The sequence below is a fragment of the Methylotenera sp. genome (assembly GCF_030653755.1).
Taxonomy (GTDB): domain Bacteria; phylum Pseudomonadota; class Gammaproteobacteria; order Burkholderiales; family Methylophilaceae; genus Methylotenera.
Genome location: NZ_JAURYU010000049.1, coordinates 36,976 through 59,260, shown reverse-complemented (window position 1 = coordinate 59,260; position 22,285 = coordinate 36,976). Strand labels below are relative to the sequence as shown.

Genomic DNA, 22,285 nt, shown 5'->3' with positions numbered 1-22,285 from the left:
TCTCTGATGGTGGGTGGTGCTATTGTTTGCAAAGTCATTACTTGGATTTTAAGCGGTACATTGCTAGGCTACCAAGCAGGTTGGGCATGAAGTTCACTTCTTTGCCATCTGTAATCACGCGACGTTCTAATATTTCAATATTGTGATGATGGCAAAATTCGTCAAAATCATTAATGGTGCAAAGGTGTACATTGGGCGTGTCATACCATTGGTATGGTAACGCTTTAGAGACTGGCATGCGCCCTGCCGTAATTTGCATGCGGTTGCGCCAGTAGCCGAAGTTTGGGAATGTGACGATAATTTCCTTACCGACGCGCAGCATCTCCAATACAATTTCTTCAGTATTGTGCATGGCTTGCAACGTTTGCGAAAGAATCACGGTGTTAAATGACTGATCTTCAAAGCCTGACAGACCATCTTCAAGGTCCATTTGGATGACGTTTGTGCCGTTTGCAATACAAGCAAGTAGATTGGCATCGTTTTTTTCTACGCCATACCCTTTAGTTTCAAGTGCGCTATGTAAAAATTGCAATAATTCACCGTCCCCACACCCTAAATCAAGCACTTTAGAGCCAAACTTCACCCAATTTGCGATAATCGCAAAATCTTGACGGTATTGCGCAACATTTTTTGTAATATTTACATTATTCTGCATGGTTGCCACCAACTTCAATATTGCTTAAATAAGTACGCAAAATAGCGTGGTAATGTGCGTCAGGCATTAAAAAGGCATCATGGCCATGTGCTGCGGTTACCTCTGCGTAGCTGACCGTGCTTTCGTTATCGAGTAACGCTTTCACAATTTCGCGTGAACGTGCAGGTGAAAAGCGCCAATCGCTAGTGAATGACAGTACTAGAAATTTTGCTTTGGTTTGGCTCAGTGTTTTACTGAGGTCACCACCAAAAGCAAGCGCAGGGTCGTAATAATCTAATGCGCGCGTCATGCGCAAATACGTGTTGGCATCAAACTCGCCAGCGAATTTATCGCCTTGGTAACGCAAGTAAGACTCCATTTCAAACTCAACATCAAAGCTATATTTGATGTTATCCTTAAGTTTGCGGCCAAATTTCTCACCCATGGCGTCATCGCTCAAGTAAGTGATGTGACCAAGCATACGCGCAATACGCAAGCCGCGACGAGGTACCACGCCATGTTCGTAATAGTCGCCACCATGAAATTCCGGGTCTGTAATAATGGCCTGGCGTGCAACCTCATTAAATGCCATATTTTGTGCGGTGAGGTTGGGTGCAGAGGCAATGACCAGCGCGTGGCGTACGCGGTCAGGGTAAGCGATAGTCCATTGCAATGCTTGCATGCCACCTAAGCTGCCGCCAATCACAGCCGCTAGTTGAGTGATGCCTAGGTAATCCAATAAGCGTGCTTGGGAGTTTACCCAATCTTCCACTGTGACAATCGGGAAAGCGGACCCCCATGGTTTACCAGTTGCTGGATTGGTGCTGACAGGACCAGAGCTACCATGACAGCCGCCTAAATTATTAACGCCGATGACGAAAAATTTCTTGGTATCAAGTGGTTTATTGGGGCCAATTAAGTTGTCCCACCAGCCTGGGTATTTGTCTTGTTCTGAGTATTTGCCAGCGACATGATGTGTACCTGAGAGTGCATGGCAAATCAGAACTGCATTGGACTTGTCGGCATTTAATGTGCCGTAGGTTTCGTAAACAAGGTCAAATTGCGTGAGTACTGCGCCACTTTTTAGGACAAGCGGTTCGCTAAACGATGCAGTTTTTGGGGCAACAATGCCGATAGAGTTATTTTCAGACATGCGGTGATTATACTATGAGCAACTGCAAATGTTGATGTTGCTTATGCGCTATGTGCCGATGTGTATAAATTTTTGTTGGGTTAAGTCATGGCGATGCCATTGCCCGTGCTTAAATGACTCAATGAGTTTGCGTGCGCGACTTGTAGCCATGCCGTTAAAGCCTGGGTGATCTTGGTCAAGGTAGTCAGTGAGTCCCGTGAAGGATGCCATGTCTTCACGAGATACATGTTCGTAACTCATGGTCCATTCTGTAAAGCTACGCTCAGTAATGGGCTCTCTAATAAGTTTAACAACGTGGTGGTTTCGTTGGTCTAGGCATATTTTGTCATATAAATCATCCACTAACTGCTCTTCACCTTCCAGTACTTGAAAGAAGCAATCATCCATATAGAGCAACATACCGGTGATGCCTTGACTTTGGTTGCAGGTGCGTGCGTGATTAAGAAGTGCTAATAATTCGTCGTGCGACATTTGGTGCGTTGCAACGCTAGTGTAAGCGATTAGTATGAGTTGATTTGCTTCTGGCATTGAGCGCTCTCCGACAATGTTACGTTCAGTATCTGACAAAAGCGTTACGACTTGGTTCAGGTAGCGTTAGTCCCAATGGGTGCTCACGATGAGTGGATTTTTACCGATGGTTACGCGATTGTTGCCACCAAAATCCTCAATGGTTTCTATCGCCACCAGTCCAGTCTGTGCCATTAGGTCTGTCACTAAATGTGCTTGGTTATAGCCATGTTCTAACATCAGCCAGCCTTGGGGTTGCATGTGTAATAGGCAGTTATCTATGATTTCCCGAATGTCATCAAGGCCATCTGCACCAGAGGCTAGTGCTGATATGGGTTCAAATCTTAAATCCCCTTGCGTGAGGTGTGTGTCATGCTGCTCAATGTAGGGTGGGTTGCTGACAATCAGATGAAATCTTTCACCTTCCAGTGCTGAGAACCAGTTACTCAAGCGCAAATCAATATTTGTGAGTGCTAATTGTGTCGCGTTGCGCTTGGCAATGTCCAGTGCTGTGCTTGATGCGTCAATTGCCATCACTTGTGCTTCTGGGCGATGTTTGGCGATTGCCAGTGCGACTGCACCCGTTCCTGTGCCTAAATCTAGCACTGAATAGCGTACATCGGTGGGGATTCTATTTAAGGCAGCTTCTACTAAAGTTTCAGTATCTGGCCGTGGGATGAGTGTGTCAGGCGACACAATTAAATTCAGACCAAAAAATTCACGGTAACCAAATATATAGGCAATTGGTTCACCTAGTAGTCTGCGCGCAAGTAGGGATTCGAAGCTAGCCTTTACATTGTCTTGTAGTGCGTCACTCTCGTGCGCTATTAACCAAGCACGATTAACGTTTAACGCGTTTTGTAGTAACAGTTGCGCTTCAAACTTCGCCTCATTAGCCTCTAGCGATAGCTGCTCAATGATGCGTTGCTGCGCTTCTATCCAAGCGGTGCGTACAGTCCGCGTCAATTAGTTGTCGTCGCCTAAGCTGGCTAGTAAGTCAGCCTGATGCTCTGCTGACAATGCGCCAATCAACTCATCCATATCACCTTCTGTAATCGCATCAATTTTGTATAAGGTCAGGTTGATGCGGTGGTCGGTAATACGGCCTTGTGGGTAATTGTAGGTGCGAATGCGCTCTGAGCGGTCACCACTACCGATTAAGCTTTTACGCTCGCTAGCGATTTTACTTTGTTGCTCGTCCACTTGTTTGGCTTTGATGCGTGCGGCCAATACGGCAAATGCTTGCGCCTTGTTCGCATGTTGGCTGCGGCCTTCTTGGCATTCCACCACAATGCCTGTAGGGGCGTGCGTTAGGCGTACGGCTGAATCGGTTTTGTTAATGTGTTGCCCGCCTGCACCACTCGCGCGGAAGGTGTCGATACGCACATCCGCAGGGTTGATGGCTACGTCGTTAATTTCATCAGCCTCTGGTAATACAGCTACCGTACATGCGCTAGTATGAATACGACCTTGGGTTTCGGTGTCAGGTACACGTTGTACACGGTGACCGCCACTCTCAAACTTCAGTTTTGAGTAAGCGCCGTAGCCTTCAATTTTGGCGATAATTTCTTTGTAGCCGCCCATTTCGCCTTCGTTGGCAGACATGACTTCAACTTTCCAGCCTTGGCGTTCTGCATAGCGAGAGTACATGCGGTAAAGATCGCCAGCAAATAAACCTGACTCATCACCACCTGTACCTGCGCGGATTTCTAAGAAGATATTTTTCTCATCATTAGGGTCTTTAGGTAGTAACAATGTTTGTAACGCAGCTTCAATGGCTTCTAGTTTTGCTTTGCCCGTTTCAATTTCTTCTTGAGCAAACGCTTTCATCTCTGGGTCGCTCAGCATGGTTTGCGCTTCACTGATGTCAGCTTCAGCCTGCACAAAGGCACGATATTGCTCTACGATAGGCGTGATTTCGGCATGTTCTCGTGTGAGTTTGCGATAATTGTCCATATCGTTAGTGATGCCCTCACTGCTCATCAAACGGTCAATTTCATCTAGGCGCTCGCTCAAGTTGGCGAGTTTGGTAATCATGCTTGGTTTCATTATGTGTTTCTCAAGGTTTTATTGCTTAATTCCAATTCTAAATCATTCGTGTCGTTGTTGTCTTCGGCTCGCCGTGCTACAGCACTGTCTTCGCCTCGTCGCCTAGGCACGAATGATTTAGAATTGGAATAAGTAATACGGCTTAACTTTTAATTTGATATAAATCTTTTAAAATTTCTTCGAGCTTCGCATGCTCGTCGCCATGTGTTTTATTCAGTGCATGGCTAGGGGCATGAAGAAACTTGTTGGTGAGTGCCACGCTAAGTGCCTCTAAGGCTTTTTCAGGGCGCTCACCTTTTTGTAGTAGTTTTAACGCTTTTTCCAGTTCAGATTTACGCATATGCTCGGCTTGGTCGCGCAGGGCTTTGATGGTGGGCACTGCATCGCGCTTTTTAAACCACTGCATAAAGTTTTCAACACGCGTCGCGACAATTATTTCTGCTTCAACTGCTGCCGTTTGCCTGTTTTCAATGCCATCAGACACCACTTGCGCTAAGTCATCGACAGTATATAAAAATACGTCGTCCAGCTCTGCCACCTCAGGTTCAATATCGCGCGGTACAGCTAAGTCCACCATGAAAATCGGACGGTGGCGGCGTGTTCTAATGGCGCTTTCTACCATGCCTAAGCCGATAATGGGTAAGGTGCTTGCTGTTGAAGTGATGACGATATCAAAGTTTGCAAAGTATGTAGGCAGGTCGTTGAGTAAAATCGCTTCGCCATTAATTTTTTGCGCAAGCGTTGAGCCGCGTTCAATGCTACGGTTGGCAATCGTAATGCTCTTTGGCTTTTGTGCGGCAAAATGGTCTGCACAAAGTTCTATCATTTCTCCAGCGCCAATAAATAGTACTTTTTGTTCGCTAATGTCACCAAAAATACGCTGAGAGAGCTTGACTGCCGCTGCTGCCATTGAAATAGAATTAGCACCAATATCTGTATTGGTGCGCACTTCTTTAGCGACTTCAAACGTGCGTTGAAATAACTTATGTAATAGTGTGCCTAAGGTGCCTGCATCCTGTGCAATTTTAACCGATTGCTTAAATTGACCAAGAATTTGTGGCTCGCCTAACACCATGCTATCTAAGCCAGAAGCCACTCTAAACGCATGTTTAACGGCTTCATCATCTGGCAGAGTGTAAATGTAGGGGGCGATCTCGTTTGCTTCAATTTTGTGATATTGCGATAACCAAGCCAGTGCTTTTTGCGGATCATCTGTGCTGCAATAAAGTTCTGTGCGGTTACAGGTAGACAAAATCGCAGCTTCGGAAGCGTTATTCATGGTGAGATCGCGCAGGGCGCTACCAAGATGATCGCTGTTAAAAGCAACATGCTCGCGGATTTGGATGGGGGCGGTTGTGTGGTTCACGCCTATAACATATAACTGCATAAGTGTAATTTTGAGGGATTGGCCTATCTTAAGCAAGAAGCATCATCTTATTAGTGTGAAATAAGGTTAAAATAACGCTTTAAACTGATTAATAAATTTAATTTGACGGATATTGCCATGGATAAAACTTTTAGAATTGCCCCAAGTATTCTTTCTGCGAACTTTGCCAAACTTGGTCAAGAGATTGAAGATGTGATTACCTCAGGCACAGATATCGTGCATTTTGACGTAATGGACAACCATTACGTGCCTAACTTAACCATTGGCCCATTGGTGTGTGATGCAATTCGCGAAACTGCAAAAAAAGTAGGAGCGTTGATTGATGTGCATTTAATGGTTAAACCAGTTGACCGTATTATTCCTGACTTTGCAAAAGCTGGTGCAAACATCATTACTTTTCACCCAGAAGCTTCAGAGCATATTGACCGTAGTTTGGCGATGGTGCGTGATTTAGGTTGTAAATCAGGCTTGGTGTTCAACCCTGCTACTTCATTAAGCTACCTTGATCATGTGATGGACAAAGTAGATATGATTTTACTGATGTCAGTGAACCCTGGTTTCGGTGGTCAGAAATTTATTCCTGAAACATTGGAAAAACTAAAATTAGCACGCGCTAGAATCGATGCATACTACGAAAAAACAGGCCGTCAAATTTGGCTTGAAGTAGATGGTGGCGTAAACGCACAAAACATTGCAGAAATTGCACGTGCTGGCGCGGATACATTTGTGGCTGGTTCAGCGATTTTTGGCTCACCTAAAGATACTGATGCAAACCGTTACAACACTGTTGTGGCTGAAATGCGCGCATCTTTGGCTACTGTAAAATAAATACAGCCAATTAATCGCTTAGTGACATTATTTATGGCGCTAGGCGATTGGATGGCTGTGTTTTAATCCATCGTAAATTTGAAATAAAGTAAATCGCCATGGGGTTTAATGTCAAAGCCATCATGTTTGATCTTGATGGCACATTAGTTAACACTGCGCCAGAAATTGCTTTTGCGGCGAATCAAATGTTGGATTCGTTAGATTTGCCAAACAAATCGCCAATACAGATAGAGCGTTATATTGGTGAGGGTGCGCAAATGCTGATTAAGCGATGTGTGATGAGTGAGTCAGGTGTTGAACCTGATGATGATTTGCTTCATGATGCACAAGCTTTATTTTTTGAGCATTATGCTAATAATGTCACACGTAGCCAACCGTATGAGGGTGTGCTAGAAACCTTAAGCCACTTAAAGGGTAAAGGTTTTAAGTTAGCATGTGTGACAAACAAACCCGAAAGATTCACGCACCCCTTGCTCGATGCGACAGGGTTGGCAGATTTTTTTGATGTAGTTGTTTCTGGTGATACTTTGCCAAAAAAGAAACCTAGCCCGATGCAATTGCATCATATCTGCAAAACATTTAACGTGCTGGAAGCTGAGTCTATGCTGGTGGGCGATTCTGAAACAGATGTTGTAGCAGCGCATGCCGCAGGATGTTATATTGTCACCGTACCTTATGGATATAATCAAGGTAGAGTAATTGACGAGCGTATGGTGGATGCCACGATTGCTGATTTACCCGATTTACTTAATTTATTAACCTAGTAATCTCTTACTAATACATAACTTCAAATATGATGAACGTAACAGACGATCATTTTTACAATCAGATTCTTAGTGGCCCTTTCAGTTGGCGATGCTCTTGGCAAAGCTAATTAAATAGTCATGCAGCAGCGTCAATCATAGGTGATTAAGCTGCTCCACTTTAAAGAACACGATGATAAAGTTTTAGGAAGTTTATGTTAAACACGATTAATCAAGATGAATTTAACGCCTTGGCAGCACAAGGCTACAACCGCATTCCCCTAGTACTTGAAACCTTTGCAGATCTCGATACACCGTTATCACTCTATTTAAAACTGGCAAATCAGCCATTTTCATACTTGCTTGAGTCTGTGCAGGGTGGAGAGCGTTTTGGTCGTTATTCAATTATTGGACTGCCTGCAAAAACGCGTATTGTTGCGCACGGTAGAAAAGTACAGGTATTAGATGGCGACAGGGTGGTGGAGTCGGTAGAGGATACAAATCCATTAGACTTCGTAAAAAGTTTCCAAGCGCGCTTTAAAACACCACCTTACGAAGGTTTACCAAGGTTTACTGGTGGTTTAGCTGGTTATTTTGGATATGAAACCGTCCGTTATATTGAGAGGCGATTAGCTGATGCTGTAAAACCTGATGCGATCAATGTCCCGGATGTTTTATTGATGGTGTCTGAGCAATTGGCGGTGGTTGATAATTTAAGCGGTAAACTTTACTTTATTGTTTACGCAGATTCAGCTGAGGCTGGTGCGTATGAACAAGCTAAACAGCGCTTGAGTGAGTTAGTGCAAAAATTAAGAAATACTGTCACGATTCCAAAATCAATTGCTACTGATAAAACTGTGGCGACTTCAGAATTTGGTGAAGATAATTTTAAAGCAGCAGTTAAGCGTGCTCAGCAGTACATTTTAGACGGCGATATTATGCAGGTAGTGTTGTCGCAGCGCATGTCACAGCAATTTTTAGCACCACCGTTATCGCTTTACCGTGCGTTACGTAGCTTGAATCCATCACCTTATATGTTTTACTACGATATGGGCGATCACCATGTGGTAGGTGCGTCACCTGAGATTTTAGTGCGCCTTGAGAATGGTACGGTGACAGCACGTCCAATTGCTGGCACACGACCGCGCGGCAAAACTCGTGAACAGGATATTGCACTGGCTGAAGAGTTGTTGGCTGACCCTAAAGAGCGTGCCGAGCATGTGCAATTAATGGACCTTGGGCGCAATGATGTGGGTCGAGTTGCCGTGACTGGCTCTGTTCGTGTGACTGACAATATGATGATAGAGCGTTACTCTCATGTGATGCATATTGTGAGTAATGTAGAAGGTAAGCTGAAACCAGGAATGGATGCGATTGACGTCATTAAAGCAACGTTCCCTGCTGGCACAGTCAGTGGTGCGCCTAAAGTACGTGCGATGGAAATTATCGATGAGTTAGAGCCAAGCAAACGTGGCATTTATGCAGGTGCGGTGGGTTACTTAGGTTTTAATGGTGACATGGGTGTGGCGATTGCTATTCGAACTGGTGTGATCAAAAACAATATGCTTTATGTGCAAGCGGGTGCTGGTATTGTGGCTGACTCTGTTCCAGCAAGTGAATGGATGGAAACACAGAACAAAGCGCGTGCAGTGTTGCGTGCCGCAGAGTTGGTACAAGATGGACTTGATGTCAGCTAAGAGCATGTGATGAAAAACATTGCCACTCAATATCGGTCATCAACTTTTAAAACAAAGTTGATGACTTTTGTTTTAGTGGCACTGGCTTATTTTGTAACAGCCAAACTTGGGCTGATGGTGCCTTATAAAGAGTCTATGGCTACCTTGATGTGGCTCCCTACAGGAATTGCTGTGGGTGCCATTATGCGCTGGGGACGCATCTGTATCCCCGCAGTTTTTATTGCATCATTTGCGATAGAGCTTACCGTGTTACCTTCTTTAACAAGTGTGTTAATCGCTGTTACAAACACGCTAGGCCCTATGCTCTCAGCATATCTCCTGCGCAAATTCCATTTTAATCATCATTTATATAAACAAAAAGATATTCTACTGATGATATTGGTGGCGATGATTGGCATGTTGGTTTGTGCCACAGGCGCTATATCTAGCTTATATTTCACTGGGTTAGCAAATGAGGGAAATCTTTTCAATATTTGGTTTATTTGGTGGCTAGGCGATAGCTTAGGTGTTTTATTAGCGCTGCCCTTAGTACTCAATATCGGTAGAAAAGGCACATTCTCTTGTGATGATAAGTGCCACCAGTTGCTGGCATGGATTGTTTTGTTTGTGTGCATTGAGCTCATTATCGTGAGTTCGGTTCCTGATTTAAATAAACAATTTATTTTATCTATGTTTGTGATTTTGCCCATGCTCATATGGGCTTCAATGAGCTTTGGTATTGTCGGCGGGTCTTTCTTTGTCATTATCTTATCCAGCATTGCTGTATGGCTTACTTCGCAGGGTACTGGTAATTTTTATAGTCATAATATAAGTGAAGGAGTCTTCTCACTGTGGACCTTTATGGTGGCATTGGTGGTGACCATGTTGTTAATTTCTGCCTTGCAAGCTGAGCGAAATTTAGCACTTAAGACCATACAAAAACACGATAAGAAGCTACGCGCTGTGATTAATGGGGCATTCGATGCCATTTTAACGATTGATGCAGCAGGCCTGTTGGTTGAGTTTAATCCAGCAGCAGAGCGTATTTTTGGGTATAAAAAGGAAGACGTCTTAGGGAAGCCGATGTCGGAATTGATTATTCCCGAAAGATACCGAACTGCCCATCATGCGGGGCACCAGCAATATGTTAAGTCTGGTGTTAAGCATATTTTTAACCAACGCATTGAAATGGTTGCAATGCGTGCAGATGGTGGTGAGTTTCCGATAGAGTTAACGCTAACTGCTTTAAGAGATGCTGATTTGTGGTTGGTCACTGGATTTATACGTGATATTTCTGAACAGAAAAAAGCTAGGCAGGAGATCGAGAACTTTGCCTATTATGATGCGCTGACGGCTTTGCCTAATAGACGTTTGTTGATTGATCGTTATCAGCATGCGATTTTAATTGCGCAACGGGTAGGCACTTACTGTGGTTTATTGTTTATTGATTTAGATAAATTTAAAACACTCAATGACACCAAAGGCCATGATGTAGGCGATCAGTTGCTGATAGAAGTGGCTAAAAGAATACAGAATACGGTGAGGTCTGGAGATACCGTTGCAAGACTCAGTGGAGATGAGTTTGTGGTGATATTAGAGAACTTAGACTCCAGTGCAACAGTCGCTTATCAACAGGTGAGCGAGGTTGCCCAGAAGCTTTTGGCGGAGCTTAATAAAAATTATTATTTAAGTTTGTTTGAATTTGCTACCAGTGCCAGCATCGGCATTACCTTGTTTAATGACCATCAACTGACTTTTGAAGATCATTTGAGGCATGCAGACACTGCGATGTACTTATCTAAAGAAAGTGGTGGTAACACGTATCGATTTTATGATCAATTAACGCAAGAAAGCATAGAAAAAAACTTTGCGTTAGAGTCCGCGCTTTCAGTGGCACTTGTTAATCATGAGCTATATTTTAACTACCAGCCGATTGTTAATGTGGATAAGCAAGTGGTTGCGGCTGAAGTGTTATTGCGATGGAGCCACCCAACGCTTGGTAATGTGAGTCCTGTCGAGTTTATACCGATTGCAGAAAAGACGAATCACATTATTAAGATAGGACATTGGGTATTGGCACAGGCATGCCAGCAACTGAAAGTATGGGAATCAGACCCAATATTAAGTCAAATCAAGCTGTCAGTTAACATTAGTGCGAAGCAGTTTTTATATATCAACTTTGTACAAGAGTTGCGTGAAATATTAGCGAATACCGCGATTAATCCAGACCAGCTTAAGTTAGAGCTTACCGAAACGGCCGTGATTGATAATATTGATGATGTGATCAATAAGATGAAAGTATTGAAGCAGATGGGTGTCAGAATCTCTCTGGATGATTTTGGGATTGGGCACTCATCATTGGTCTATCTCAAAAAGTTGCCAGTCACCCAAATTAAAATTGATCAATCCTTTGTGCATGATGTACTGACAGATTCAAATGATGCAGCGATTATTCAAATGATACTTGCCGTTGGTAAGACCATCCATTGCGATATCGTCGCTGAAGGTGTTGAGCAGGTTGAGCAATACGAGCTGTTAAGAAGTTTTGGCTGTGATTATTTCCAAGGTTATTATTTTAGCAGGCCTACAGATGTTGAGAGTTTTGAAAAACTAGTCATCAATGGCTAAGCTCTGTGATTACATATTGGACTGTTATCAAAATGTAATCATGCGAAAAATATACTGAGATTGTAATAGGCTAGTTGTTTGCTAACCAATCACCAGATTTCCCACCGTGTTTTTCTAGTAGCTTAATCTCTGAGATAGTCATTCCGCGATCCACCGCTTTGCACATATCGTAAATGGTGAGTAGGCAAGCGCTTACTGCGGTTAGTGCTTCCATTTCTACGCCAGTTTTTCCGTAAGTTTCGGTGGTAACTGAGCAGCTGATGCTAGACGATGTTTCATTTACATCAAAACTAACGGCAATGCGCGTGAGTGAAATCGGGTGGCACAGCGGGATAAGGTCAGATGTTTTTTTTGCGGCCTGAATCGCGGCGATTCTGGCAATACCAAGTACATCCCCTTTTTTACTGCTTCCAGATTGGATAAGTGCTAGCGTTGAAGGCAGCATGCTAATGTACCCTGTTGCAACTGCTATACGGTGTGTTTCGGCTTTTTCGCCGATATCAACCATATGGGCCTGACCGTTTTGATCAAAGTGGGTAAGTGGGTTTGTCATATTGTCATTCTCAGCGTGTTGGATTTAAGTGTAAAAATTGCTTAGGTTGGTGCGGTATAATTTACGCAGTATTATGAAACATTCGACTGCAAACGTTATCATAGTAATAATGAAATTAAATTTATCCCCCATTATATTATTAGTTGCTTCAATTATTCCGACTTCACTGGTCTCGACGCCAATAGTTTCGACCTCGGTAGTTGCCACTACACTAGTAGCTGCTTCACTCGTATTCACACATCAAGCGCTTGCAAATGAATTGCCAGACTTAGGCGATGTATCAGCAACGGTAATGTCGCCATTGCAAGAGCAGGAAATCGCAGAGCAGATTATGCGTCAGGTTGCCGTCAGTGATGATGTGCTAAGTGATGCGGAAGTCTCTGACTACCTGCAAAGCCTAGGCGCACGCTTGGTGGAAAATGGGCCAGAAAAGCGACAAAAGTTTAATTTCTTTGTGGTGCAAGATCCTTCAATTAACGCGTTTGCCATGCCAGGTGGTGTAATCGGTGTGCATACAGGTTTGATTCTGGCTTCCAATACTGAGTCGGAACTTGCGAGTGTGCTTGGTCACGAAATAGGTCACGTTACACAAAGACATTTAGCACGAATGCTTGCCTCGCAAAAATATGACACGTTTAAGAACTTAGCAGGTATTGCTTTGGCTTTACTGGTCGCAAGATCTAACCCGCAGTTGGCCTCAGGTGCTATGACCACAGCATCTGCTATCGGTGTGCAAAACCAATTGGATTACACCCGTGATTATGAGCGTGAAGCGGATCGTATTGGTTTGCAGATATTAGATTCTGGTGGTTTTGATGTGAGGGCGATGCCACAGTTCTTTAAAACTTTACAGCGCGGTTCTCGTTTCACCGAGGGTGGCGCACCTAGTTTTTTACGTACCCATCCACTGACTTCTGAGCGGATTGCTGATGTCACTAATCGTGTTGAGCAAATGCCATATAAACAGGTAGCAGATGGTCTTGAGTTCCAATATGTGAAAGCGAAGTTACGCGCGATGCTGGGCGTTCCTCAAGTAGCGATTGATTTGTTTAAGCAAAATATTAGTGAACAACGTTATGCAAATGTTGCCGCCGAGCATTATGGTTTAGCAGTCGCTTTATTGCGAAAGAGCGCATGGACAGAAGTCGAATACGAGCTGGCTTGGCTTAAGAAAAATGCGTCATCCCACCCTATGATAGAAAATTTAGCAGCGCGGCTTGAAGTGGCCAGAAATAAGCCTATCGAGGCAGCCGAGAAATATGCGTCTGGATTGCAGGCTTTTCCAGATAACCGCGCCTTAATTCATGGGTATGCAGAACATTACCTTGCCACAAAACAAGCCACTCAAGCGATTCAACTAATTAAAATGAAGCAGGGTTTTTATCCTGATGATGCTTATATGTATGACTTATTAGCTAAGGCTTACAATATGCAAAATAAAGCTTTGCTTAGCCACCAAGCGCAGAGTGAGGCCTATTATCGGAAATATGATCTTGCTCGCGCCATTGAACAAATGGATTTAGCCGCAAAAGCCAATGACGGTGATTTTTATCAGCAATCTATTGTTGAAGCGCGTTTAAGGCAGCTAAGGCTAATGATGGGCGATAATAAAAAGCCTAAATCTTAGGAGGTATTATGCAACGTAGAAGTTTCTTATTGGGAATACTCACTTTGGTTGCGTTAGCGCCTATCAAAGTATTGGCAGCACTGTGGAATCGCCCTGCTTTTGAAGCTGTGAAAATTGAGGATGTAACGCAACACTTGAATGTTAGTGAGGAAATACCAAGTAGCGACATTCTGATTGTTGCGCCAGAACGTGCGGAGAATGGCGCTGTTGTACAGGTTGAGGTGAGAAGCAATATTAACGGTACTGAGGCGATTGCTATTTTGGTGGAGAACAATCCAACCCCGCTCATCGCTAATTTTATGTTTAGTCATGGTGCTGAGCCGTTTGTGGTAACGCGTATCAAAATGGCCGAGACTTCTGATTTAAAAGTGGTGGTTAAAGTGGGTAATCAGTATTTTACGCATGCTAAAAACATTACGGTGTTGGAAAATGGCTGTGGCTAGTTCGCTTATGGTAACCAGTGATTGCCAGATTTAGCGCTGTAGTCTATTTGTGGTTTTTATAACTTGCCTGTAAGCGTAATTTGGCGATGTGAAAAGGAGTCAGCATGGATAAAAGCATGAAAATGCGCGCTCAGCTTAAAGGTGACTACACTGAGGTTAAAGTGTTGATGAGCCACCCAATGGAGACGGGGCGTAGAAAAAACGACTTTGATCAGCTAGTCCCTGCGCATTTCGTACAGTTATTGACTGCTACTTTAAATGGTCAGCTCGTCATAGAGGCGCAATGGGGCACAGGGATTGCTAAAAATCCATATCTTACCTTTAGATTAAAAGGTGCCAAGCTAGGCGATCTTGTTGAAGTGACATGGCATGATAATTTGGGTGAAACGGCCACGCAAAGTATTGCAGTGACACAAGCTTGAGATGGCAAAGCATCTCAATTCAGTTTAGGATGTTTGTTTATAAATCAGTATATCGAGCTTAGTCTGCATGATCTGTTGATAAATAATACTTATCAATATCATTTATATGATATATTGGATTTATTATTTTAACCCTCTATAATTCAAATCTTGAATTTATAGCTTTTTTAAACCACTCTTTTAACGATTAGATAGGAAAGAACAATGTCATTAATCAATACACAAGTACAACCATTCAAGGCACAGGCTTTTCATAACGGTAAATTCGTTGAAGTTTCTGATGAAAGCATGAAAGGTAAATGGTCAGTTGTTATTTTTATGCCAGCTGCATTTACATTTAACTGCCCTACAGAAGTTGAAGATGCTGCAGATAACTACCCAGAGTTCCAAAAAGCAGGTGCTGAAGTGTACATCGTGACAACAGATACACACTTCTCACACAAAGTTTGGCACGAAACATCACCAGCAGTTGGTAAAGCACAATTCCCATTAGTGGGTGACCCAACACACCAATTGACACGCGCATTTGACGTGCATATCGATGAAGAAGGTCTAGCATTACGCGGTACTTTCGTGATCAACCCAGAAGGCGTGATTAAAACTGTTGAAGTACACAGCAACGAAATCGCTCGTGATGTAAAAGAAACACTACGTAAATTGAAAGCTGCACAATTTACAGCGGCTAACCCAGGCCAAGTTTGCCCGGCTAAATGGCAAGAAGGCGCTAAAACATTAACACCATCATTAGACCTTGTAGGTAAGATTTAATCTGGTCGGTAAGGTGTAATTGTATTAGGCAAGGTAATGCTGCGCTAACGAGCAAACATCTCTTAGCGCAGTGAAATAACAAGGGCATTATTCAAAAGATAATGCCTTTATTTTAGGTAAAGATGCTTGTGTTAAGTCACAGGCAGATAAGAATTTAAAGAAGAGAGCAATCATGGCATTAGAAACTGGTATTAAAACCCAATTGCAAACCTATTTACAGATGTTGCGTGAGCCTATCGTATTGGCTGCATCATTAGATGAAACACCAGCAGCGCAAGAGATGCACGAACTGTTGGAAGAAATCGCGAGCATGTCGGACAAAATTACACTGACCATGGAAGATGACGCGCGTAAACCTTCATTCGCTGTAAAACGTGGTGCAACACATACCGAGGCAAATAAAGCGGTAGGGGTGCGATTTGCTGGTATTCCAATGGGCCATGAATTTACCTCTTTAGTATTAGCATTACTTCACACGGGTGGTCATCCGATGAAGCTAGAGGCTGAAAAGATCGCACAAATCGCAGCAATTGAAGGTAGCTTCCATTTCGAGACTTATATCTCGCTTAGCTGCCATAATTGTCCAGATGTCGTGCAAGCCATGAATATGATGGCGGTGATTAATCCTAACATTACACATGTGATGATTGATGGTGCGCTATATCAAGATGAAGTAAAAGCTAGAGACATTATGTCTGTGCCAACCATTTACTTAAATGGTGAAGTGTTTGGTGCGGGTCGTATGGAGTTGGACGAGATTTTGCCAAAAATTGATGTTGGTGCAGTTGCGCGTGAGGCGAAAAAATTAGATGCCCAAGCCCCTTTTGATGTCTTGGTGGTAGGTGGTGGCCCAGCGGGTGCGTCAGCAGCCATTTATGCCGCACGTAAAGGCATACGTACAGGCATAGTGGCAGAGCGTTTTGGTGGTCAAGTGATGGATACGCTTGGTATTGAAAACTTTATTTCAGTGAAAGAAACCGAAGGGCCAAAACTAGTGATGGCATTGGAAGAGCATGTCAAAAGCTATGATGTAGACATCATGAATTTACAGCGTGCTGTTTCATTAACCGAGCCAGGTAAACACGGTAATAAAAACGATGATTTAATCGAGTTGAAGTTGGAAAGTGGCGCAACCTTAAGAAGCAAAGCGGTGATTCTTGCCACTGGTGCGCGTTGGCGCGAGCTGAACGTACCAGGTGAAAAAGAGTATCGCGGTAAAGGGGTTGCTTACTGCCCACACTGCGATGGACCATTGTTTAAGGGCAAGCCTGTTGCTGTAGTTGGTGGTGGTAACTCAGGCGTGGAAGCTGCTATCGATTTAGCTAATTTTGTTGGGCATGTGACATTATTGCAATTTGATACTGAGTTAAAAGCCGATGCTGTATTGCAGAAAAAACTACGTTCATTAAGTAACGTGACCATTATTACCAGTGCGCAAACCACAGAAGTAACTGGCGATGGTACAAAAATGAACGGGCTGACCTATACAGATCGTGTCACTGGTGAGTCTAAGCACTTAGCGTTAGATGGTGTGTTTGTGCAGATTGGCTTAGTACCAAATAGTGATTGGTTAAAAGGTACGTTGAACTTGAGTAAATATGGTGAAATTGAAGTGAATCATCACAATGCAACATCGCTACCTGGCGTGTTTGCTGCTGGCGATGTGACAACTACACCATACAAACAAATCATTATTGCAATGGGTGAAGGTGCAAAAGCTTCACTTGGTGCATTTGATTATTTGATTAGGCAATAAAATAAGTCACAGTAAAAAGGCGGCTCTAAGCCGCCTTTTTTATTAGTTTTTGGTTTTGCAGGTACTAATGCCAAGTAAACCATAAGCAGGGCAAAAGTTAATAAGTCCCGTTGCTAGCGGTACAACACCAATCCAAGCCCAAACTGGACCATTTGCAAATAATACCCATGCGATTAACGCAAGTCCTGCAACAATTCTTACTGTGCGGTCGATTCCACCAATGTTTGCTTTCATCATGTAGCTCCTATATAAGCGACCTTAACTGAAAAGTCAGGAAATCCAGTGTACGCTCAAATTGTTGTGTATGAAAGTGGCTAGGTTAATATGAAAATGTACTCAAATATTTATTGGTGAGTAGGTTTTGAGTTTGGATTAGCTAGAACTATCAGAGAGGCTAAGCGCTACAGCCTCAGCCACTTTAATACCATCAACTCCTGCTGATAAAATCCCCCCAGCATAGCCTGCACCTTCACCACATGGGTATAAGCCCTTGGTGTTGATACTTTGCAGTGAGTCATCGTCACGTTTAATACGGATAGGGCTAGAGGTGCGTGTTTCAACGCCTGTCAGTACACCGTCAGCCAAATCAAAACCTTTTACTTGCTTAGCAAACTCAGGGATAGCCTCACGGATAGCGGTAATTACATACTCTGGCAGTACAGATGCCAAATTGGTGAGATGTACACCTGGTTTGTAAGAAGGTGTCACTTCACCAAACTGAGTAGATGGCTGGTTAAGTAAAAAGTCGCCAATTAACTGTCCAGGCGCATTGTAATTACTACCACCTGCGATAAACGCCTGACTTTCTAATTGGCGCTGTAGCTCCATGCCAGCGAGCGGATGGTCTGGATAGTCTTGCTCAGGCGTAATGCCGACCACAATCCCCGCATTGGCATTGCGTTCATTGCGGCTATATTGGCTCATGCCGTTAGTTACTACACGGTTAGGCTCAGATGCCGCGGCAACTACCGTGCCGCCAGGGCACATACAGAAACTGTAAACCGAACGGCCATTTTTCGCATGATGCACGAGTTTGTAATCGGCTGCGCCAAGCTTTGTCAGTAAGTCCTCACTGTAGCTCTTGCCGTATCGTGCCTTATCGATGAGAGATTGTGGGTGCTCGATCCGGAAGCCAATTGAGAATGGTTTGGCCTCAATATAAATGCCACGTTTATATACCATTTCAAACGTGTCACGCGCACTATGGCCTACCGCTAACACCAAGTGATTGGTTGCAAGGCGCTCACCTGTTTGCAATACGACGGCTTTCACTTGGTTGTTTTCAATTTCAATATCGTCAACACGACTCTCGAATCGAATTTCACCGCCTAATTCAGTAATCGTTTTGCGCATTTCTTCAACCATTCCCACTAAACGGAATGTGCCGATATGCGGGTGGCTTACATACATAATTTCTTCTGGTGCGCCTGCTTTCACAAACTCCTGAATTACCTTGCGACCATAATGTTTGGGGTCCTTGATTTGGCTGTAAAGCTTACCGTCTGAGAAAGTGCCAGCACCACCCTCACCAAACTGCACGTTAGATTCTGGGTTAAGTGTACTTTTACGCCATAGACCCCATGTGTCCTGCGTACGCTTACGTACTTCTTTTCCACGCTCTAATACAATCGGTTTAAAACCCGATTGCGCCAAGATTAGTGCAGCAAAGATGCCTGCTGGACCAAAACCCACAATGACAGGTCTTAATTCGGGTGTAGATACAGTTGTCGCAACATACTGATAACTGGTGTCAGGCGCAGGTTTAATGTGCGCGTCTTTGCGATACTTCGCTAATATTTTTTCTTCATTTTTGACTTCTACATCAAGGCTGTACACATATAAAATTGCATGCGATTTACGTGCGTCTACGCCACGTTTAAATATATCGAAGTGAATCAAATCACTTTCTGGAATTTCTAAACGCTTAAGCAATGCTGCTTTAATTTCATCTGCTTGGTGGATAAGCGATTGTGCGTTTTCAATCGGGAGTTTGACTTCAGTAATGCGTAACATATGTGGTCACTTTAATAAGGGGAGTGTTTATCTGCCAATAGTGAGATTTTACAGGAGATTGGATTAAGCGATAAAGCGCTGATAATCGCCTGCTATATAATATCCATGAGACTTAAGTTTCAAGATTCAATTGTAATAATTTTTTTAGCATAGGCACGGTCACAGGCTTCTTCTCAGTCAGCGACCAAACATCTAGTGCATCTAATACAGCCATCAATGTAGGTAAATCACGACGCAGGTAGCGTAGGCAATAATCAACCACCTCGTCTGGCAATTTCATGCCACGCTCTTTTGCATGTGTTTTAAGTGCTTGGGCTTTTTCTTCATCGGTAAGTGGATGCAGCTGGTAAACCAATCCCCATGCAAGTCTAGTAGCTAAGTCATCACGCAGGTTCATTTGTGTGGGCGCTGCAATGCCGCTTGAAATAAGGATGCCGCCAGAAGCCCTCAGTTGGTTGAACTGATCAAACAGTGCGATTTGTGCATCTTCATTTAAAATGTGTGTGTCATCTGCAATAAATAGAGGTAAGCCAGATTGTGCCGCAATGCGTTGGCATGCTTGCAATAAGTGTGATTTCCCACTGCCCTGTGCTCCCCATAAGTAAATAAAGCGGGCTTCTTCTGCGTGTGTAAGTGCTTGCTTAAGACTGTGCAGTGCTTCAGCGTTCTGGCCTACGATGAAGTTATCCAACGTTGGCGGTGCCAAAGGTTGAATGTCGAGCAATAATTGCTTGGTCGGAGATTTGTAATGAAGATCCGTGCTGTTCATGCGGTTAACCTAGGTAAAAGCTACTGCTAAGATATTGTTGTTTTGCGTGTCTAAAACCAACGGCAATTGCTGCTGATACTGGCAGTGCTAGTAGTACTCCAGCAAAGCCAAATAACTGGCCACCAGCCATTAGTGCAAAAATCACAACAAGCGGGTGAAGGCCGATACGATCCCCTACTAGCCACGGGGTAAGTGCCATGCTCTCAAGCAGTTGCCCCAAGCCAAATACCACTAACATTGGCATAAGGTCCGCGAAATTGCCGAATTGTAAAACACCAGCAATCACAGCTAATGTTAAGCCTAAACCAAAGCCTAAGTATGGAATAAAACCTAGCAAGCCAGATAATATGCCGATAGGCAGTGCAAACTCTAGCCCCGCCATCCATAAGCCAGTAGCGTAAAATATGCTCATTAATACCATCACGGTGAGTTGCCCACGTAAAAACTCAGCCAGCACAGCGTCAATCTCGTTGGCAATTTCTTGTGTTTTGGCAATGAGTTGCCGTGGCAGTAATGCACTTATTTTCTGCATGAAGATGTTCCAATCCAGCAGCAAATAAAATAGCACCAGTGGAATAAGTATCAGGTTGCCGAGCCAACCAATCACCGCCATGCCGTGATCGCTTAAGCTAAGTGCAATGTTTTTGGCAAAGTTTCCTGTTGTTTTCCAGTTTTCAGTCAGTATGGCTTGAATCTGTGCTGGGTCAATGTCGGTACTGACGCCAAAATTCTTTTGTAACCAAGGTTCAAGGTTTGTTTTGGCCGCATTTAAATACACGGGAATTTTTTGTGAAATTTGTACAAACTCATGCTGCAATAACGGAATCATGATTAATATAATGATGACTAGAACTGCTAGCAACAACAAAAGTACCAGTAATGTGGCAATGCTACGACTTGGTTTAAATGAAAATTTGCTTTGATCGCCGCCTAATTGAAGGGCTTCAATTTTGTTGACCAATGGGTTGGCGATATACGCCAATATTGCCGCAATTAAAAAAGGCGTAAGTATTGGACCCAGCAGATAAATAAGGCCGAAAACCGATAAAACAGCCACCAGCCAAACGGTATTTGTGTGTTTGTTCATTCTGCGCTTTCAGTAAAGTGGGGCTGATTTGGAAAAGCCTGTGTTTTCAGGCTTTCAACATTTCAGATAACTAAGCATTTCGGTTAAAATAACATTATAACGATAGAACACACTTTTTGTAGAAAGCGAGAACCCCCTTGAGCGCCAATAATTCAGATAAAACTTCAATTAGCTACCGCGATGCTGGTGTTGATATTGAAGCGGGCGATGCGTTAGTTGAACAAATTAAACCGTTTGCCAAACGTACGATGCGCCCAGAAGTGCTAGGTGGTATTGGTGGTTTTGGCTCACTGTTTGCCGTGCCGAAGAAATTTAACGAGCCGATTTTAGTATCAGGCACTGATGGCGTAGGCACAAAGCTTAAGTTAGCGTTTGAGCTAAACAAGCACGATACCGTAGGTATCGACTTGGTGGCAATGAGCGTGAATGATATTTTGGTGCAAGGCGCTGAACCACTGTTCTTCTTAGATTATTTCGCATGCGGTAAATTAGAAGTTGGTGTTGCGGCACAAGTGATTAAAGGCATTGCTGAAGGCTGTGAGCAATCTGGCTGCGCATTAGTTGGCGGTGAAACTGCAGAAATGCCAGGCATGTACCCTGCGGGTGAGTACGATTTGGCAGGCTTTGCAGTAGGCTGTGTAGATAAAGCTAATTTGATTAACGGTACGACTATTGCCGCAGGTGACGTGGTGTTAGGCTTGGCTTCAAGTGGCGCACACTCAAACGGCTACTCACTGATTCGTAAATTGATTGAGAAATCAGGCATTGATTTTGAGTCTGACTTTCACGGTAGAAAATTCAAAGATGTGGTCATGGCACCAACCCGTATTTATGTGAAATCTTTGTTAAAACTGATTGAAGCAATGTCAGTAAAAGGCATGGCGCACATTACAGGTGGCGGTATTACCGAGAATATCCCACGTGTATTGCCAGAAGGCTTAACGGCTGAAATTAAAGCATCTGGCTGGGAATTGCCACCGTTGTTCCAATGGCTGCAAGCACAAGGCAATATCGTGCCGAGCGAAATGTATAAAACGTTCAACTGCGGTATTGGTATGGCAATTATCATGGCGAAAGAAGACGCTGCGGCTGCTAAAGCATTACTAGAAGCTGCGGGTGAGACAGTGTTTGAAATCGGTCACATTCGTGCACAAAATGCAGGTGAAGCGCCAACAATTGTGGTTTAGTCTACATGGCGATTTAACCAATTTTAGAAAAAGCGACTTGTGGTATAACAAAAAT

General features: G+C 43.6%; 21 protein-coding genes. 10 read left to right on the top strand and 11 right to left on the bottom strand.

The window, feature by feature from the left end:
- Positions 1-37: 37 nt before the first annotated feature.
- The 6 genes from metW to hemA form a co-directional block, all read right to left on the bottom strand.
- Complete coding sequence (gene metW, locus Q7U33_RS10720; protein ID WP_304860713.1) at positions 38-655, bottom strand: methionine biosynthesis protein MetW; 618 nt, start codon at positions 653-655, stop codon at positions 38-40.
- Complete coding sequence (locus Q7U33_RS10715) at positions 645-1,787, bottom strand: homoserine O-acetyltransferase (RefSeq protein WP_304860710.1); 1,143 nt, start codon at positions 1,785-1,787, stop codon at positions 645-647. Before Q7U33_RS10715 ends, metW begins: the two co-directional genes overlap by 11 nt.
- 48 nt (positions 1,788-1,835) lie before the next feature.
- The gene (locus tag Q7U33_RS10710) at positions 1,836-2,354 is read right to left on the bottom strand and encodes a BLUF domain-containing protein (protein WP_304860707.1); all 519 of its coding nucleotides are present in this window, start codon (positions 2,352-2,354) and stop codon (positions 1,836-1,838) included.
- A 27-nt stretch (positions 2,355-2,381) separates the two neighbouring features.
- Positions 2,382-3,260 carry a peptide chain release factor N(5)-glutamine methyltransferase gene (gene prmC / locus Q7U33_RS10705; RefSeq protein ID WP_304860705.1) on the bottom strand — a complete coding sequence of 293 codons (879 nt, stop codon included), beginning with the start codon at positions 3,258-3,260 and terminating at the stop codon, positions 2,382-2,384.
- Entirely contained in the window at positions 3,261-4,343 is a 1,083-nt protein-coding gene (gene prfA / locus Q7U33_RS10700; protein ID WP_304860702.1) for a peptide chain release factor 1, read from the bottom strand.
- Between the two features lie 142 nt (positions 4,344-4,485).
- Entirely contained in the window at positions 4,486-5,730 is a 1,245-nt protein-coding gene (gene hemA / locus Q7U33_RS10695; RefSeq protein WP_304860699.1) for a glutamyl-tRNA reductase, read from the bottom strand.
- Positions 5,731-5,847: 117 nt separating this feature from the next.
- Here hemA and rpe point away from each other — a divergent pair, with 117 nt between their 5' ends.
- The 4 genes from rpe (at position 5,848) to Q7U33_RS10675 (ending at position 11,605) form a co-directional block, all read left to right on the top strand.
- Positions 5,848-6,558 (top strand): ribulose-phosphate 3-epimerase, encoded by a 711-nt coding sequence (gene rpe / locus Q7U33_RS10690; RefSeq protein ID WP_015833176.1) that lies wholly within the window; start codon positions 5,848-5,850, stop codon positions 6,556-6,558.
- Between the two features lie 98 nt (positions 6,559-6,656).
- Positions 6,657-7,322 carry a phosphoglycolate phosphatase gene (locus tag Q7U33_RS10685; protein ID WP_304860696.1) on the top strand — a complete coding sequence of 222 codons (666 nt, stop codon included), beginning with the start codon at positions 6,657-6,659 and terminating at the stop codon, positions 7,320-7,322.
- 194 nt (positions 7,323-7,516) lie between these two features.
- Positions 7,517-8,998, top strand: a complete 1,482-nt coding sequence (gene trpE / locus Q7U33_RS10680; RefSeq protein WP_304860694.1) for an anthranilate synthase component I — start codon at positions 7,517-7,519, stop codon at positions 8,996-8,998.
- Between the two features lie 9 nt (positions 8,999-9,007).
- Positions 9,008-11,605, top strand: a complete 2,598-nt coding sequence (locus Q7U33_RS10675) for an EAL domain-containing protein (protein WP_304860692.1) — start codon at positions 9,008-9,010, stop codon at positions 11,603-11,605.
- Between the two features lie 70 nt (positions 11,606-11,675).
- Here Q7U33_RS10675 and moaC read toward each other — a convergent pair whose 3' ends face one another.
- Positions 11,676-12,158 carry a cyclic pyranopterin monophosphate synthase MoaC gene (gene moaC, locus Q7U33_RS10670; protein WP_304860690.1) on the bottom strand — a complete coding sequence of 161 codons (483 nt, stop codon included), beginning with the start codon at positions 12,156-12,158 and terminating at the stop codon, positions 11,676-11,678.
- Positions 12,159-12,267: 109 nt separating this feature from the next.
- On the opposite strand from moaC, the gene Q7U33_RS10665 reads away from it, so the two are divergent.
- The 5 genes from Q7U33_RS10665 to ahpF all read left to right on the top strand — a co-directional run bounded on the left by Q7U33_RS10665 (position 12,268) and on the right by ahpF (position 17,174).
- Entirely contained in the window at positions 12,268-13,785 is a 1,518-nt protein-coding gene (locus Q7U33_RS10665) for a M48 family metalloprotease (RefSeq protein WP_304860688.1), read from the top strand.
- 8 nt (positions 13,786-13,793) lie between these two features.
- Positions 13,794-14,228, top strand: a complete 435-nt coding sequence (locus Q7U33_RS10660; RefSeq protein ID WP_304860686.1) for a thiosulfate oxidation carrier protein SoxY — start codon at positions 13,794-13,796, stop codon at positions 14,226-14,228.
- A 104-nt stretch (positions 14,229-14,332) separates the two neighbouring features.
- A complete protein-coding gene (soxZ, locus tag Q7U33_RS10655; RefSeq protein WP_304860684.1) occupies positions 14,333-14,650 on the top strand; it encodes a thiosulfate oxidation carrier complex protein SoxZ in 318 nt (105 codons plus the stop codon).
- Positions 14,651-14,854: 204 nt separating this feature from the next.
- A complete protein-coding gene (gene ahpC, locus Q7U33_RS10650; protein WP_304860681.1) occupies positions 14,855-15,418 on the top strand; it encodes an alkyl hydroperoxide reductase subunit C in 564 nt (187 codons plus the stop codon).
- A gap of 172 nt (positions 15,419-15,590) precedes the next feature.
- The gene (gene ahpF / locus Q7U33_RS10645) at positions 15,591-17,174 is read left to right on the top strand and encodes an alkyl hydroperoxide reductase subunit F (protein WP_304860679.1); all 1,584 of its coding nucleotides are present in this window, start codon (positions 15,591-15,593) and stop codon (positions 17,172-17,174) included.
- Between the two features lie 42 nt (positions 17,175-17,216).
- Here ahpF and Q7U33_RS10640 read toward each other — a convergent pair whose 3' ends face one another.
- The 4 genes from Q7U33_RS10640 to Q7U33_RS10625 form a co-directional block, all read right to left on the bottom strand.
- Positions 17,217-17,408 (bottom strand): DUF2892 domain-containing protein, encoded by a 192-nt coding sequence (locus tag Q7U33_RS10640; protein ID WP_304860820.1) that lies wholly within the window; start codon positions 17,406-17,408, stop codon positions 17,217-17,219.
- A 138-nt stretch (positions 17,409-17,546) separates the two neighbouring features.
- The gene (locus tag Q7U33_RS10635) at positions 17,547-19,187 is read right to left on the bottom strand and encodes an NAD(P)/FAD-dependent oxidoreductase (protein WP_304860676.1); all 1,641 of its coding nucleotides are present in this window, start codon (positions 19,185-19,187) and stop codon (positions 17,547-17,549) included.
- 112 nt (positions 19,188-19,299) lie between these two features.
- On the bottom strand, positions 19,300-19,956 hold the full coding sequence (locus Q7U33_RS10630) for a DnaA ATPase domain-containing protein (protein ID WP_304860674.1): 657 nt from the start codon (positions 19,954-19,956) through the stop codon (positions 19,300-19,302).
- A gap of 4 nt (positions 19,957-19,960) precedes the next feature.
- A complete protein-coding gene (locus tag Q7U33_RS10625) occupies positions 19,961-21,043 on the bottom strand; it encodes an AI-2E family transporter (protein ID WP_304860671.1) in 1,083 nt (360 codons plus the stop codon).
- Between the two features lie 137 nt (positions 21,044-21,180).
- Between Q7U33_RS10625 and purM the strand changes: the two genes are divergently transcribed.
- Complete coding sequence (gene purM, locus Q7U33_RS10620; RefSeq protein WP_304860669.1) at positions 21,181-22,230, top strand: phosphoribosylformylglycinamidine cyclo-ligase; 1,050 nt, start codon at positions 21,181-21,183, stop codon at positions 22,228-22,230.
- Positions 22,231-22,285 lie beyond the last annotated feature (55 nt).